Origin of the sequence: Mycoplasma sp. SG1 (genome assembly GCF_023612375.1) — a bacterium.
Taxonomy (GTDB): domain Bacteria; phylum Bacillota_I; class Bacilli_A; order Mycoplasmatales; family SG1; genus SG1.
The window spans coordinates 71,521-88,240 of the sequence record NZ_CP076852.1; the positions used below are offsets into that span (position 1 = coordinate 71,521).

Below are 16,720 nucleotides of genomic sequence, written 5' to 3' on the forward strand. Positions count from 1 at the left end.
AAATTATTTATAACAAAGGTATTATTCATTATTATTTTCTAATATTTTTAATTTATCATCGCTGATTTCTATTTCTTCTTGAACTTCATTTAATTGTTTTAATCATTTTTTACGTCTGTAAAATAAGTATGAAGTAAAGGCCTTTAAACCATCGCAAATTACCCCTATTAAAAAGATAATAACAATCCCTAAAGCACTAAAAAAATGGGTTAATAATAAAATTACAATTGTCGTAATGAACAAAGTATACATAGAGTCTAGAAAAAAAACTGAAATAACATCACCGCCAGCTCTAATTGTGTAGTAACAAACAAAAGCAAAAGCATAAAATGGAAAAAACAATCCGATAATAATTAACATTAAGCGGACGTTATGAATTTGTCCAACTGGAAGTTTACTAAATATTATTTCTGGTAAAAAACTGCTAATAATCAATAATCCTATTCCTAAAACAATCGAAAAACCGATTGAAATAATATTAATTTTAACAGAGTTGTTGTAAGCTTCTTTGAGCTTATTTCTCCCTAACTCATATCCTACTAAGGCTCCGACTCCAGATCCTAATCCAAAGAGACCAGAAAAAAATAAATCATTAATTGTATAAGCGGCTTGAATTTCCTTTACAGCGGTTGTACCTAAATAACCATAAAAACTAAATTGTAAAAAAACCGCAAATGCTCAAATAATTTCATTAAAGGTTACAGATCACATTTTAAAACTTACTTTTCTTAAAAGACTGAAATGAGGGAAGAAAAAAGATTTAATTGAAAATCAAAATTCATATTTTTTAACACAAATAACCGTAAAAACACAACCAAACTCAATAATTCTGACAATTAATCCCCCAGCTGCTAATCCTAAAATGCCCAATCTTGGAATTATTGTAACACCATTAATTTTAATTCCATAAGTTAATATTACACAGAAAAATATTTTAAAAATTAATACGATAATGCTTATTCAAAAAGAAATTTTCATTCTTCTTGTATCTCTTAAAGTCCAATGAATAGAATAACTTAAAGCGATAAAAAAATATGAAATTGTTGAAAATAAAAGATAGTTTTGTGTGTCCTTGACTATTTGTGGTGGAATAAAATCTTTACTTCCAATTGATATATTAATTAAAAATTTAGAAAATAAATTGCAAAATATAAAAAAAAGAAGCGAAATAATAAGTCCTATTCAAATTCTTAACTTATAAATTTCACTTAAATCTTTGTATTTTTTAGCTCCAAAAAATTGAGCACTAAAAATACTAAAACCACTTAAAACACCAATTAAAATGGTAAAAAAAACAAAAAAGACGGTAATACCAAGCGAAACTGCTAATATATCGTTTGCATTATAATTACCGATTATAAAAGTATCGATTAGATTAATAGAACCTTCAATAATTGACTGAAAAGTAGCTGGTAAAATAAATCCAAGCGCTAAAAATAAAAATTGTTTGCTTATTTTATTTCTATAAAAAAATGATTTTATTGGATTTTTAAATTGCATAACTTAAAACATTTTTTACAAAATATCTTTCAATATAATGTACAACTATGGCAAAATATTACAAATAATTATAAATTATAAAATGAATAATTTCTATCTTTTATAAACGGGGACTATTTGTATTATTTTTTTGAACAAACTGCTTTTTTAATGAAATTGGATTTGATTTTTTAATTAAATCATTAAAAAATTTTGTTAACGCAATTTCTGTAAAAAGATTTTTATGAACAATTGTTGAAGCGATTTTTTCAATGTAAGCAAGGTTTAAAAAACCATTTTTAATGAATGAATAAAATATTAAATAATTAATAATAAAATCTCCAAATCCAAATAATCCTTTTAATTGAATTAAAAACTGTTCTTCATTGCGATCGATTTCTTTAGAATAAACGAATAAATAAAAACTACGAATATTTAAATGATTTATTTTGTTCGTAACAATTTTATTCATTGTATTATTTTGGTTTAAAAAATCATTAAAATTGTAATTTATTTGCCAACGAATATCTTGTGTATTATTTTTAGAAATTGGATTTTGGAAGGGGTTTGAAGTAGCATATTTTTCAAAGTGTTCAATTAACTTTAAGTAATTGTTGTGATCTAACTTACCTTCTTTATCATAGAAATTTTTATATTCTTTTAATAAAATTTCGTAATCTAAGTTATATTCAACTTTAAAAGATTGTAAAAAATTTAATATTTCATCATTAACGACATTTTCTAATTTATATAATTTCAAAAAATGAGAAAATTTCTCGTAATTAATTGTATTGGGTGTATTATAATGACGATCGGTTAAATGAATTTCCCCATCATTAGTATTGTCGTTTAAGTCGTTTAAATCTTCTTCTTTTCTGTTTGTTAGTTGTTCAAAATCTCTTAAAATATTTTGATCAAAAGTTTCAGAAATTTCAGATGAAATATCCGTATAGTTTTTATATGAAATTTTTCTTGTGATAAATAATTTTTTAGTAAACTGAAAATATTCATCTTTTACATAATATAAAAAGGCGTTTTTCAAAAATTCATTACTAAAAAATTTATTTGGTGTTAGAGGCGGGATTAAAGAAAAAATAATGTCTTTATTCGTGTTATCAACAAAAGTTTTTAATAAACCAACAGCTTCTAATGTTTTTTTAGCTATTAATAAGTCATTAAAATCTACTTTTAATAATTTGCAGATGTAATTAAATGTAACGCTGGTTCCTGTAGATTGAGTAATTTTTAAACTTCTATTTTCAACAGACAAATAATTTAAACATACTAAATATAAAGAAATAGCGTTAGCTCCGATTATTGGTTGATATAAATAAAGTAAAGTCTTATTATCAATATCAAAAAACAAACTGTTACTAGTGACAGTAAAATTGTCATCTTTAGCAAAGTCTATAAAAAAAGATGAATCTTTACCTAATTCCATAGTTTATTTTTTTTAAGTTAAAAATACAAAAAAAGCACAATCTACACCTTAAATATATTTTAAATAATTATAGGGTAAAAAAATGTCAAATTTGAAAAGATTAAAAGATTTTTTAGTCGTTGTTTTTGTGATTTTGTAAAGCTTGACACTTGGGACAAAAAAACGTACTTCTTTGATTTTGAACTATTTTTTGAATCGTAGTATTACAGATCTTACAATTTTTACCATTTCGACGATAAACAAAAAGTTCATGTTGAAATCTACCATGAATATCTTGTGCTGGTTCAAAAGTTGAAACCGTGCTTCCGCCTAACGCAATTGAATGATTTAATACTTCTCTGCTGAAGTGAATAATGTCTTTTAATTCTTTTTGATTTAATTGATAGGCTGGGATCGTTGGATGAATCCGTGCTAAAAATAAAATTTCTGAAGCATATATGTTTCCTATCCCGCTTATTATTGATTGATCTAACAGTGCTGTTTTGATCGGAAGGCGTTTTTTTGAAAATTTTTTACTTAAATATTCTGATTTTAAATTTAAAGAATTTGCATCTATCCCAACATTTATTAAAGGTTTATTAGCAAGAAATGATTTTTCTTTATCAAGTGGGTAAAGAAAAAAAGTACCAAATTTTCTTGTATCCCTATAAATTAGAATTTTATTATTATTTAAATAAAACAAAATTAAAAGATTACTAATTTTTTCAAAATCAAAATTATTGTCAACAACTAAATATCTGCCTTCCATTCTTAAATGAGAACAAAGAACAAAACCATTTAAATAAAATATTAGATGTTTTCCTTTTCTTTCAATATTTTTGAATGTTTGATTTTTTAAATCATTAATAAATTTTTCAGATGAAACATTTTTAATAATTTTGGGTCAAAAAACTTTAACATTTAATATTTTTTGATTTAAAATCTTGCTTAAAAGGATATTTTTTACTACTTCTACTTCTGGTAATTCTGGCATTAAAAATATTTTTTTAATTATATCTATTTAATATTTGGCGTCTTTCCAACATTTGTAAATACTTGATCTTTAGTATGTTTTAGTGGTTGGATATTTTTAATTTTTCATTTAATAAATTTATTTTTAACAAGAATATCTTTAACTTCAGGAAGATGAGATAAAATCATTGCTAAATAACCATCACGGATACTAAAAGTAATTGATTTTATTTCTTTAATTTTAAACTTATTATAAAAACTAATAAAGGTTAACAATGCACAACGAATCGAGTTATAACCAATTTTTAAAATATGATAGCTTTGTAATTCCTTGTCATTCATTGGCATGATTAAGTTAAACAAACAAATCATGCTCATAATATTATCTTTAATAATTGGGATGTTTGGATTTTTTTGAACTAACATTTTATAAAAAACTTTTGTCATTAAAAAATTAATAGATTTTAAAGATGCAGATGATGAAAAAAAGTTCATTCCATAAAAAATATTTTCTTTAGTTGAAATTCTTGTTAAATTTCTATCTATTTCGCTTTTAATACTGTTCCAGTCAATTTTATAGTTATGTTTGTGTTTTAAAAGTAAAACCAAAGATCCGATTTTTAATGATTTTATTTCTGAAATTTTATGTTGTTGACAAATAGTTACTTCACAACTTCCTCCACCATAATCCAAAAGACAATAATTTTGTCTAGTTTTAGGGTTGTTTGGTAAATAAAAATTAATAAATGCTAAATAAGATATATAACCTTCTCTTCCGCCAACTAAAATATCTATATAAATCCCTGTTTGTCTATAAATCAACATTTGAATATAGGTATAATTTATAGCCCTTCTTAAAACCTCTGTTCCAAAACAATAAATTTTTGTGTTAGCAAATATCTCGTTTTTAGAAATACGTAATAAAATATCGCGAAAATCATCAACAATTTTATCAATTACATATTGACTTAAAAGACCATTTTTAAAATGATTTAAAAGTTTAAATAAACGACGATAAAAAGGATGCTTAATCAATGTATGATTTTGAAAGTTAATTTGATAAAAAGTACTTTTTATACTATTACTTCCAATATCAATGACAATAAATCCAGAAAAATAATTTATAAAATTGAGCTTTTGCATTTTTAAAATTTATTTGTTATTTTATTAATAAAATTATAAAATACTAAGCATAAAATGTTCTAAGTTTATATTTTTTGTAAAAATCAATAACTTTATCACTACGAATATTTTTATAATATCTATTTATGCTATAGGCATTTATGTTAGGGTTTATGTCTAAACGTTTATAAATTGGAATAATTTTCTTGTACAATTCAATTTGATCCAGATGATCTTTTAAGCTGTTTCTGTGCTTAGGAGATGGAATCTTATCGATATTATTTAAAAGATTTTCAAGTCCATTAAATTTAATTAAATAATTAAGAATTGTTTTTATTCCTCAAGACGGAATTCCCCTTAAATTATCGCTTTGATCGCCATTTAAAATTTTATAATCAAGAAAATATTTCATCGGTATCTTAACTTCTTGATTAAAATTTTCTTTCGTAATGTTTAATGGTTTAACCATCCCTTTTTGAATATTACAAAAAATAATATTATTTTGATTGTTAACTAATTGAAGTAAATCATGATCTGATGAATAAATGTAAATATTAGCATCTGATTTAAACTTTTCGACAATTGTTCCGATAATATCATCGGCTTCATAATTCTCAATCGATAAAAACGGAACTCCTGCTAATTTTAAAAAATCTTGAATTATTTTAATTTGATAAATAATGTGTTCAGGAGTTTTTGGTCTTTGAACTTTATAATTTGGAAAATAATCTGTTCTAAAGGTTTTTCTTGAGTAATCAAACGCACAACATATATAATCAAATCTTTCTTTTTTAATGATGTGGATTAAAAAACGAATAAAACCATAAATAACATTTGTTCATAAATTATCATTTAGGCGCATAACTTTTTCAGTGTTTTTACTGGTTATGAAATAGATTCTATAAATAACAGAACTACAATCTACGACAAGAAATTTTTTTAATTTCTTTGGTTGGTTGTTTAACATATTTTTGTTTTAAATTAACTTTACTTAAATTCTCAATTAAATCCTAATATTTGTGCTAAATTCTGACTAATAGCATTAGAAACGGTTAAGTCATTATCAAACATGACTATTATTGGTTCTTGAACTAAATCTCAACTAATAGATTTATCTTTGTTGATAACAATTTCTGCATAATTATAAATTTGTTCAAGACTTTTTATCATTGTAATTTTATTTAAATTAAAATGAGAAAATCCGTTAATTATTATTAAACTTAATAAATTTTTTTTACTTACTTTATATTTTATAAGAATTGTTACCACTTTTACAAAATTATCTTTAAATTGGTTTATTTCGTCTTTAGCAGCCAAAAGTTGTTTTAATAACGATCCTCCAGCCCTTTAACCATAAATAAACCAAATTGGAGTTTATTATCAATTACTTGATATTCACCTGATGGATTAAAAATATCGAAAGGAATAATTTTATATTTTTTACTATACTTCCTTTCAAAATCTTTTAAATAAATATAAGTTTTGGCAGTGTCTTCAGTGTAATGATTTAACAGTTCACAAAAAAAATATAAAGGGTAATAAACTTTTAAATAAAACATTTGATACCCTAAAATGCTATACCCCACAGCATGACTTTTATTAAAACCATAATCTGCAAATTTTTCAATCATATTAAAAACATTAACAGCTACTTCTAGGCTATGTCCTTTTTGAACTGCTTGTTGAATAAACTTATCTTTATATTCCTCAAAAATTTTATGATCTTTTTTCGCAATTCCTCTTCTAAAATTATCAGCTTCTTCTAAAGAAAAATTGGCAAAAATTTGTGAAATTAACATTATTTGTTCTTGAAAAAGGATAATTCCATAAGTATTTTCTAAAACGGGTTTTAATTCAGGGACTATGTAATCAATCGGAGTTATTCCTTTTTTACGATTAATCAATAGTTTACGTTGATCCATCGGACCAGGACGATATAAACTAATGGTAATAATAACATCATTCAAACTGCTTACTTTTAATTGACTTAATATTCTTCTTACCCCGCTTGATTCAAGTTGAAAAATACCGTTTGTATTACCGCGAGCATATTCTCAAAAAATGACAGGGTCTTCAAAGTTAATATTATCTAAATCTATTCTTTCCCCTAAATGTTTTTCAATAGATAAAAGGGTTTGTTTAATAATCGAAATGTTTTTAATTCCTAAAATATCAATTTTATTAACATTGAACTGAGCTAATTGCAAATTATCATATTGTGTAATATTAAAGCCATTTATATCGACATTTAAAGGTATTAATTTTTTAATGTTTTCTTGACTTAAAATAACACCGGCAGGATGCATTCCAAATTGACGTGGTATCCCAATTATTTTATTAGCGATATATAAAAAATCTAGTGATCCGTGATATGGATAAATGCTATTAAAAAAGACAAGATTCTTTTTATAATGCTCAACAACGTCAACACATTCAGGGTCTAAATCTTTGCAAATTAAATTAATATATTTTATATCAACGCCAAGAACTCTTCCAACATCACGAATAGCGGTTTTTGCTTTTACAAAGCTATATGTTCCAATATAAGCAACATGATTTAAACCAAAACGTTTAAATATATAATTTATTATTTTATTTCGTTCATTAGAATCAAAATCAATATCAATATCTGGAGGCGATACCCTTGAAAGATTCATAAATCTTTCAAAAATTAAATCATATTTTAATGGATCAATTTTTGTTATTTTTAATAAATAACATAATAAAGCTCCAACAGCAGAACCTCTGCCTGGACCATATAAAATATTATTTTTATTTGCATAATCAATGAAATCTGAAACTATTAAAAAATAATCGGCAAAGTTAAGTTTTTTAATGATCTCTAATTCTTTTTCAAGTCTTCTTTTATATTGATCTTTAAGCTTTAAAGCTCATGGATGAATTTTTAAAAATTTATCAAAAGCATGATATGCTTTTTCTTCTAACAATTTGTTTGAATCTTGACTTGAATATTTAATTATTGGAATTGTTTTAATTCCATAATCAAATTTTATTTTGTTGTAAAATTTTTTTAAATTATGATGATAAACTTCTTTTCATTCTTTATGTTTTTGAAGCTCATCAATTGTTAAAAACTTATTTTCTTCAGATGATGAGAAAGAGGAAAAATCATCAAATTTCTTTTTTTCTCTAACGTTTTTTAAAAGATCTAAAATTTTTTTATCATCTGAAAAAAAATAGTTTACTTCTTGTAAAAAAAGAATGTTTTCTTTGTTTGTAAGGTTTAATTTATGGCTATAAAATATATTTTCTGAATTTATATTAGTCTGTCCTAATTTACTTTTAAAAAAATCAACAAAAAATAATGATTTTATAACAATAACTAAATCATCTAAATGCGGTATACAGTCATCTCAACTAATTTCTTTATTTTCTTGATTTAGTAAAGAACAAAGAAAAGCTAAATTTTGATACCCTTTTTGATTTAAAGGAAATAATAATAAAGCGTAATCATCGATAATCGCTTCCATTCCTAAAATTAATTGAATGTTGTAATTTTTACATAAATTAACTAAATACGGGGCAGCAGAAAAATTATTGATGTCGGTAAAAACTAATTGTTTAAAATTATTGTTAACACAATGTTTGACTAATTCATCAGGTTTAATTATTGAACGATAAAAAGAATAACATGTTCTTGCGTTTATGTTGCAGTTTAATTTCGTTGAGTTGTCTAACATAGTTTTTTAATTTCTCTGATTAAACTCATCACTTCTGGTTTTGATTTTAACTTAACTCCTGCGGCAAGTTCATGCCCTCCTCCGCCAAATTTTAAAGCGATTTTATGAATCGGAGTTTTTTTGCTTCTTAGGCTAACAGAATAAAGTTTTGTAACAGGATCGATTGATCAAAATACTCAAAAATCAATTTCAGTAATGTTATTGAAAACAAAACTAAAATTTTTAGCTTTTGAATAAGGAACGTTAAATTTTGTATAAATTTTTTCATCAAGGAAAAAACTGACAAAATTGGTATCTTCTCAAAGAAAATTTTGTTGAATATAAGCCATCAAACTAATCTCATTGTAATGACGGTTATAAATTAATTGATAAACCTCATTTAAATTAAAATTAAACGATGATAGAAAGTATGAAATAAAAAAGGTTAAACTATTAGTATTTTTATATAAAAATCTATTAGAGTCGGTGATAATTCCATAAAATAAACTTTTAGCAGTTTTATTGTTAATTTGGTGTTTTTCTGAATTTTCTGAATGTAAATTGTATATCATAAAACTTAAAAGTTCAGAAGTAGCGATTGATTTTTCAAACAAAATCAAGTAGTCGGAATTTATTTCATTCTCTTTTTCTGACTTTAAATGATGATCTACAACCAGAATTTTGTCTGCTAAAGCCAAATAATTATAATTTTTAACCCTTTGCTTAACATTAACATCTAAAACGATCGCAAGAAATTTTGAATCATTATTTTTGTCAGGGTTAAAAATATATTCATCAGTAAACTCAAAAAAAGAAATTATTTCTTTGCTAAGTTTATCAATCGCATATCTTATTTTTTTAGAAGGATAGTTTAGTTTTAAATATTGAAATAATCCAAACAATGAGCCAATTGCATCGCCATCGGGATTAACATGAGTAAATAGAACTATTGAATCATGATTTTCAATAACATTTTTAAAAATTTGCGTTTCTTTAGTTAAAAATTTTACCATTTGATAATTTATTAAAAGATTTTATTTAAAATATATACAACTTCTTTGAATTGGTTGGTTGCATAAAGGATTTCTAATTGTGGTAATTTTATGCTGATAGTTTTATTTCTATCTCTTAGACCAACTGCTTTCATCATCAACCTTGTTGCTGTTTTGTATTGTTCGTTATACTGAATAAAACTATTATAGATTTCGTTTATATTATCTTTTAATTTATAAATTCCTTTAACAATTTTATCAGTAATGATCGGTTTTTTGCCAAGATAAACTAAAAATGATCTAATATCTTTGGCAATCTTTTGAATATCATGCGGGCATGTTTTAAAGAAAAGTTCAAAATTTTTATCAGATCTCTTGGTGTTGATTAAAAATATAAGTTGTTTTAACTGAATAAACTCATTTTGATAATCTATAATCGTTTTTCTTTTTTTGTAATAAACTATTCCTTCTTTTAATTTTGTATTTAAATTTTTAATATCATTCGTAATTTCTAAAATTTTTGAATAAAAATCTGTTCAGTTGATATCAATGTTACTTTGAGCTTGATATAAATTTTTTAATTTATCATATTTATTTTTAATTGAAACCCAATTTTGTTCAATTTTATCTAAAATTGCTAATTCAGTTCCTTCAATTTTATAATTTTCGTTTTTTTCGCTAAATATACTATTAAAACGAATTTTCAAATTTTGGGTTTTTTTAAATAAAATTTCAAGTGTAGTTATTACTGAATTAAGATTTTGAAAATATTTTTCTTCCCTTGTTAAAATTTTATAAATTTGATTTATAACTGATACTAATTTGTTAAGATCTTTGTCAACTTTTTTATATTGAATGTTTTCTAAATTTCTTTTTATTGTACTGAATGTTTTTTTATAAAAATTACAGAATTTTACAAAATCTAAACGACTTAAGCGACATCCACTTTTTATTAATTCATAATATTTTTTTTCTACTTCTGAATATTTTTTAGGGATAATAAATTTTACTAAATTATGTTGTTTTGGGTAATTAATAAAAAGATTGGATATAAATAAAATTGCAGGTTTTAACTTTGAAAATTCATCTGTCATTTCAGCAAATTTATTATTTTTGTTCATTTCATCGAGTTTAATAAAACTGTCATCAATAATTTTAAAAAATTCTTTAATTTTTAAATCTATTTTCTCAAAGAGTAAAAAATTATTAGAATAATAGGTTTTTATTGTTTCATAATATTCTTGATATTTTTTTAATAACTCTAAATACTGGTTATTAGAACTAGTTAAATCATCAATTTTTTCTATCATTTTCATAATTTTTAATTTTAATATTTTTAGTTTCGATTTCAATGGTTTTGCTAATTTAAAAAATTCATTTATTTTCTTTTTTGTTAAAAGAGTTTCTGCTTTTCTAACATCTTTGATTATGTTTATTGCGATATTATTTTTAATATCATTGTATTCATTTAAAAGATTGCTGTATATATTCTCTGTTTCTTTTGTTGTAGTTGATAGTTTTAAGTTAGCTAAAGATCTTCTATATTGTAAACTATTTATAATATGAATTTGAGATTTCAAATGTTTAAGGACTGATATTGCCCTTTTATATCTTATTAATAAAACTATAATTACTATTAACGCAATAAATATAACTATCAATAGTCCTAAAAATATATAAGTTAAAATTTTCAAATTTTTTGGTTATAAATATGTCTGCGTAATGTTTCAAACAAACACAACTTAATGTCAGATTTTAATAAAAACTAAAAAAATAAAACAAGAATATTAAAAAACTTTCTAATTAAAAACCTATCCGTTTTTTATTATCTTTCATATTTTTCCTTATTTTCATATTATAACTTTTTCTTTTATAATGTTAATATTTGTTAAACTATGTTGTAAAAAATATGGTTAATATTATTTTTTATTCCATATTTTACCTATGGTTTAAAATCGTTAACAAAACACTAAAACAAATAAAAATTAAATAATATAAAGTTAAAAAATAATGAGATATACAGGCCCAGTTAATCGTATTGCTAGAAGATTAAAATTTAGTATTCTAGATAATAATAAAGAGTTTTCTAAAAATAAAAAAAGAACAACTTATCCAGGGATGCACCCCAACAAAAAAAGAAAACAAAATAGTTACGCTTTACAACTGATTGAACGTCAAAAAATAAAATACTTATACGGTTTGACAGAAAAAAATTTAAAAAATCTTTTTGAAAAAGCAGCACAAACTAAAGGTTCAACAACTGAAAATATGATGAATCGTTTAGAATCTAGATTAGATAATGTTGTTTACCGTTTAGGTTGAGCTCCTACAAGAAAAGCTGCAAGACAATTAGTTCTTCATAATCACATCCTAGTGAATAATGAAAAAGTTAATATCCCTTCATTTACCCTAAAAATAAATGACGTAGTTTCTATTAAAGAAAATTCAAAAAAACTAGAAGTTATTCAACAATCTATTAAAGAAACAAGTTCTCATTTACCTTTTGTAACTTTAAACGAAGATAAAATGAGCGGTTTCTTAAATCGCATGCCAGAACGTAAAGAACTTAATATGAATATCAACGAATCTTTAGTTGTTGAGTATTACAGTTATTAAAATATTTTTTATTTCTTATTTTCTTTTGAATAAACAGCAAGATAATGCTGTTTATTTTTTTTTATCAATAAATACTTTTTAAAATGGAAAAAATCAGAAGATAAAATTTGATTGTAGTTGTCAACGGTCTTATTATTAATTTTTATTCCTTTTTGAATTATTAAAGATTTTATTTTAGATTTTGATAATTCATCTTTAAAAACAAAAGATAAAAGGTTTGAAACAGAAATATCATATGATGAAAAATAAACAGTAGGTATATAACCGATTAAATTTTTAAAATCTTCTTCTTTAAAATTTCCTTTTAAATAATTGGTAAATAAAAATTCTGAATTTATTACTATTTTTTGATATTCTTTTTCTGAAAACGTCTGACTAATTATATTTTTTGCAACATATTTATGTAATGAATAATTATAAGGAGAACCCGTATGTTTTTTGATTTCTTCTTCAATGATAGAATAATCATCACTAGAAGCTGTTTTGGCTAATTTAATAATTGATTGATCTGATAAAGAAAGAAAATATTGATAAAAATCGTATGCTGAAAATTTTTCTTTATCAAATAATAAAACATTATTTTCTGATTTACCAAGTTTTTGATTATTTTCATCTACTAATAAGGGAAAAGTTAACCCTAAAGCCTGATCTCCGTTTTGAACTAATTTTGATATAACATGAATCCCTAAAGATATATTACCCCATTGATCACTTCCTCCGATTTGGACTGCACAATTATATTTTTGAAAAAGATTATAAAAATCTCATGCTTGCATAATTATGTATGAAAACTCTGTATAAGAAATGCCAAACATTAATCTGGACTTTATAAAATCTTTATCAAGCAATGAATTAATATTTATTTGTTTTCCGAAATTTCTTAAAAAGTCTATGAATTTTAAATCTTTATAAAATTCTAAATTATTTACTATTTTAGCCTTGGGAAAAACTTTTAAAATAAATTTTTTAATATTAGCTAGGTTTTTTTCAATGTCTTCTTTTGGTTTAAGCTCTCTTTCCTTGTTTTTACCGCTTGGATCGCCGATTAAACCAGTGGCGCCTCCCAATATAATTATTGGTTTTAGACCTAATTGGGCTAATCTTTTTAAAATTATTATTTGAATGTAATTTCCGATATGCAATGAAGATGCTGTTGGATCAAAACCACAATAAACTGATTTTTTGTTAATTAAAGCATCTAAAAATTTTTCTTTTGAAGATATATGGCTTATATTGTTAAAATTTAAAAATTTTTCTACATCCTTGTTTAACATATTTTAAAATAATGATTTGATTAGCGCTTTTATAATGACTTTAATTAAAATATTTTATCAAATTTTTTTCTTACAAATATACAAATATAAATTTATTATTTAACTTATTTATTCCTTTTTTTTGAGTTTTAAGTTAAAATAAATTATTTTTTATCTCATAAATCTTTACAAAAAATATCAATTTTTTCATTAAGATCTGTTTGCATAAATAGTTTATGATTAATGTATTTTATAACCTTATCATTTACTTTTGTATTTAAATAATAAAATTGATTATTTAACGATTTTTTAGGAAAAATAAATAATTTATTTAATATTAAAAATGAATTATTTTTAAAACCTAATTGTTTATCTAAAAAATAATAACCATGTCCGCAATTAATAATTGGATGTTTTTCATCTAAAAAGGAACCAAAATTAGAATCAGAAAAATCAAATTTATTGTCTAAGTTTGGAAGGTTTTGTTTAGAGTAATAATTAACATGTCAGGAATCATTTTTAGAATTTAATCTTAACTGTATAGATTCATTATATAAAGATGAATATTCGTCTCTTAGTCCACTCATTATTGAAGTGTTGTTGCTATCATCGTAATTATTGCGAAGAGTAGCAAAATCTGTAGAAAAATAATGTGGTTTATAAGATGTTAATTGAACACAAATAAAATTCTCTTCTTCCTCTTTTACAATAAGGAAAGGATGTTCAAGATATCGATCTTGATTAATTTTATGTTTTCCAAAAATCAATTCTCCAACTTTTTTCTTGGATTTACGAGACATTAAAAAATTTATTTAACAGTTTTTACTATAAGGTAAATTATAAATTTTATAGTATGAATAAAGAAATAGAAAAAATTATTTTTTTGGATGGTATTTTTAAAATATTAATACGCAAATTCAATAAGTAATAGCACTTGCTATAAACGGAACGACAATTCCTAACAGTAAACTAAACCCTGCTGTTTTGAAATTAAATTCAGTACGAATAGCTGCAATTGTGGTTATACATGGTATCGTTAATAACATAAAGACCATATAACTTATCGCCATCGGGGTCGTTAAATGAAGATTTGGATCTTTTAATTTATCACTTAAACTGCTATTATCTGATAATTGACTGTTTGTGGTATCAACTAAACCAAACAATCAGTTAACTGGTGAAAATCCTTGAATTGATAATCAAATTGATGAAAAAAAACCTTTAATTACATCAACAATACTAACTGAACTATTGCCTCCGCTATTGCTTTGTAATAATTGACCTAATGCTCCGATTGTAGATTCTTTTGCAATTAAAGCTGGAAAAATTGCAGCTACTAATTGTCAAATATGACCAAAGCCTAATGGATAGAAAACATATGAAATCCCTTTGGAAACATAAGATAAAATTGATGTATTTACATCTCCCCCGTTTGGGAAATAATTAAATACCCATAAAATAATGCATGCTAAAAGAATTATCGTACTTGCTCTTTTTAAATATCCTCTAGCATAAATAAATGATGACCTTATTAAAACTTTAGGGGATGGCAGTTGATAATTGGGAAGTTCAGAATAGTTTGATACTGAAGGAACATATCCTTTTTGTCTTTTCTGAAATAAATTAAAAATAAAGGCGAGAAAAAGCGCAGTTACTACACCTAAAACATAAAGAAACATTATTAAAACTCAACCACTTTTTCCAAAGAAAGCGGATGCAAAAAGAACAAAAACCGCTAATCTAGCACTGCATGGAACAAAAGAAACAGTTAAAGCTGTATTTCTTCTTGCTCGTTTGTTTTCAATGATTCTTGTTGAAAAAATACTTCCAACGTTACAACCAAAACCAAGAAATAAACCAATAACAGATTTGCCCCCAAGTCCAATATTTGAAAAGAATTTTTGGACAATAAATGATATTCTTCCAAGATATCCTGCTTGTTGAAAAACACTAATGAAAAAAAATAAGCAAATCATGATTGGCAGAAAAGTAACAACTGTTCCTGCTCCTGCTAAAACACCATCAACAATAAATGATTTTAGTCAATCAGGTTGCAAATTAGAATTTGATACTCAGCCACCGATTCAATCGTTAACTACCATATCTAATCAATCTTTAAAAGGTGTAGCTATATTAAAGACAAGAATGAACATTAAGGAAAAAATCAATAACAGCAACGGAAAGCAAAGTCATTTATTTAAGATTATTCGATCAATAAATAATGTTGTTTTGGAGTGCTTTCAAATATTTTTATTAACTAAAACGATCGAAACTATATTTTTGATTAAATTAATTCTTTTTTGAAAAACATAATCAGAAATACTTATCCCTTTAGCTTGCTCAAAATGAGAAATTAATTTTTTAGTCTCATCATCTTTAAATCCTTCTAATTTTAAGTGACTTTGATAATGTTTGTTGTTTTCCAAATATCTAATAGCATAAAAGTTAGCGATAAAATTAATTTTATCGATATCAGAATAATGAGTGTGAACAAATAATACTTTTGAATTAACCAAAAAAGTTGATAATTCATTTTTTAAATTATTTAAAATTGAATCATATAAAGAAAATTTGATTATTTTTTGTTCTTTTATATTCTCAATATTCTCATTATAATAATCGCTTACAAATGGTAAAATTTTATCAATATTTATCGATTTAAGACCAGAAACAAATAAAGCTTTTGTTCGATAAATCTGTTCAAATTTTTTAATATTAATAGAATTAGTGGTATTTTTAAATAAATCAAAATGATTTATCAAAACTACAAACGGAACATTTAATTCACGAATTAATTGAGTTAAATATAAACACTTATGAAGACTTGTTCCGTCTATAACGTTAATTATTAAATCATAATTCTTTTCTTCGATTAAATTAGCTGTTATTTTTTGATCAAGCGATTTATTATTAAAATCATAAATACCAGGGGTATCAATAATTTCGATTTCGTAATCTTTGTAATTTAAATTGATTACTTTTTTAGCAACTGTTACACCAGGATAATTTGCTACTTTTACAACGTATCTGTCTGCGACTTCATTAATGATTGAACTTTTACCAACATTAGGATTTCCAACGAATAGTATTCTTATTTTTTTCTTATTGCTCTTCAATTTTTAAAAAAATTGTTTAGGATTATTTCTATGAATAAATTTTTTTTAAGTTAAAAATTTTAAATTAATT

General features: G+C 23.8%; 13 protein-coding genes. 1 reads left to right on the forward strand and 12 read right to left on the reverse strand.

Features of this window, described 5'->3' with window-relative positions; genetic code table 4:
• Positions 1 to 21: 21 nt before the first annotated feature.
• The 9 genes from JRW51_RS00405 to JRW51_RS00445 all read right to left on the reverse strand — a co-directional run bounded on the left by JRW51_RS00405 (position 22) and on the right by JRW51_RS00445 (position 11,359).
• Positions 22 to 1,500, reverse strand: a complete 1,479-nt coding sequence (locus JRW51_RS00405) for an MATE family efflux transporter (RefSeq protein ID WP_250328715.1) — start codon at positions 1,498 to 1,500, stop codon at positions 22 to 24.
• Between the two features lie 100 nt (positions 1,501 to 1,600).
• The gene (locus JRW51_RS00410) at positions 1,601 to 2,920 is read right to left on the reverse strand and encodes a hypothetical protein (protein ID WP_250328716.1); all 1,320 of its coding nucleotides are present in this window, start codon (positions 2,918 to 2,920) and stop codon (positions 1,601 to 1,603) included.
• A gap of 112 nt (positions 2,921 to 3,032) precedes the next feature.
• The gene (gene mutM / locus JRW51_RS00415; RefSeq protein WP_250328717.1) at positions 3,033 to 3,893 is read right to left on the reverse strand and encodes a bifunctional DNA-formamidopyrimidine glycosylase/DNA-(apurinic or apyrimidinic site) lyase; all 861 of its coding nucleotides are present in this window, start codon (positions 3,891 to 3,893) and stop codon (positions 3,033 to 3,035) included.
• 23 nt (positions 3,894 to 3,916) lie between these two features.
• Positions 3,917 to 5,014 carry a hypothetical protein gene (locus JRW51_RS00420; protein WP_250328718.1) on the reverse strand — a complete coding sequence of 366 codons (1,098 nt, stop codon included), beginning with the start codon at positions 5,012 to 5,014 and terminating at the stop codon, positions 3,917 to 3,919.
• A 43-nt stretch (positions 5,015 to 5,057) separates the two neighbouring features.
• Positions 5,058 to 5,960 carry a 5'-3' exonuclease gene (locus tag JRW51_RS00425; RefSeq protein ID WP_250328719.1) on the reverse strand — a complete coding sequence of 301 codons (903 nt, stop codon included), beginning with the start codon at positions 5,958 to 5,960 and terminating at the stop codon, positions 5,058 to 5,060.
• Between the two features lie 20 nt (positions 5,961 to 5,980).
• The gene (locus JRW51_RS00430; protein ID WP_250328720.1) at positions 5,981 to 6,310 is read right to left on the reverse strand and encodes a hypothetical protein; all 330 of its coding nucleotides are present in this window, start codon (positions 6,308 to 6,310) and stop codon (positions 5,981 to 5,983) included.
• An 8-nt stretch (positions 6,311 to 6,318) separates the two neighbouring features.
• Entirely contained in the window at positions 6,319 to 8,694 is a 2,376-nt protein-coding gene (dnaE, locus tag JRW51_RS00435; RefSeq protein WP_250328721.1) for a DNA polymerase III subunit alpha, read from the reverse strand.
• Positions 8,688 to 9,686, reverse strand: a complete 999-nt coding sequence (locus JRW51_RS00440; protein ID WP_250328722.1) for a DHH family phosphoesterase — start codon at positions 9,684 to 9,686, stop codon at positions 8,688 to 8,690. Before JRW51_RS00440 ends, dnaE begins: the two co-directional genes overlap by 7 nt.
• 11 nt (positions 9,687 to 9,697) lie before the next feature.
• A complete protein-coding gene (locus JRW51_RS00445; RefSeq protein ID WP_322948422.1) occupies positions 9,698 to 11,359 on the reverse strand; it encodes a septation ring formation regulator EzrA in 1,662 nt (553 codons plus the stop codon).
• 316 nt (positions 11,360 to 11,675) lie between these two features.
• Between JRW51_RS00445 and rpsD the strand changes: the two genes are divergently transcribed.
• Positions 11,676 to 12,281, forward strand: coding sequence for a 30S ribosomal protein S4 (gene rpsD, locus JRW51_RS00450; RefSeq protein WP_250328723.1), 606 nt, complete (start codon positions 11,676 to 11,678; stop codon positions 12,279 to 12,281).
• An 8-nt stretch (positions 12,282 to 12,289) separates the two neighbouring features.
• On the opposite strand, the gene tyrS is transcribed toward rpsD, so the two are convergent.
• The 3 genes from tyrS to feoB all read right to left on the reverse strand — a co-directional run bounded on the left by tyrS (position 12,290) and on the right by feoB (position 16,650).
• Positions 12,290 to 13,555: a tyrosine--tRNA ligase gene (gene tyrS, locus JRW51_RS00455; RefSeq protein WP_250328724.1), complete on the reverse strand. Its 1,266-nt coding sequence runs from the start codon at positions 13,553 to 13,555 to the stop codon at positions 12,290 to 12,292.
• 143 nt (positions 13,556 to 13,698) lie between these two features.
• A complete protein-coding gene (locus JRW51_RS00460) occupies positions 13,699 to 14,334 on the reverse strand; it encodes a hypothetical protein (protein WP_250328725.1) in 636 nt (211 codons plus the stop codon).
• A gap of 96 nt (positions 14,335 to 14,430) precedes the next feature.
• Positions 14,431 to 16,650 (reverse strand): ferrous iron transport protein B, encoded by a 2,220-nt coding sequence (gene feoB, locus JRW51_RS00465; RefSeq protein WP_250328726.1) that lies wholly within the window; start codon positions 16,648 to 16,650, stop codon positions 14,431 to 14,433.
• Positions 16,651 to 16,720: the final 70 nt, after the last annotated feature.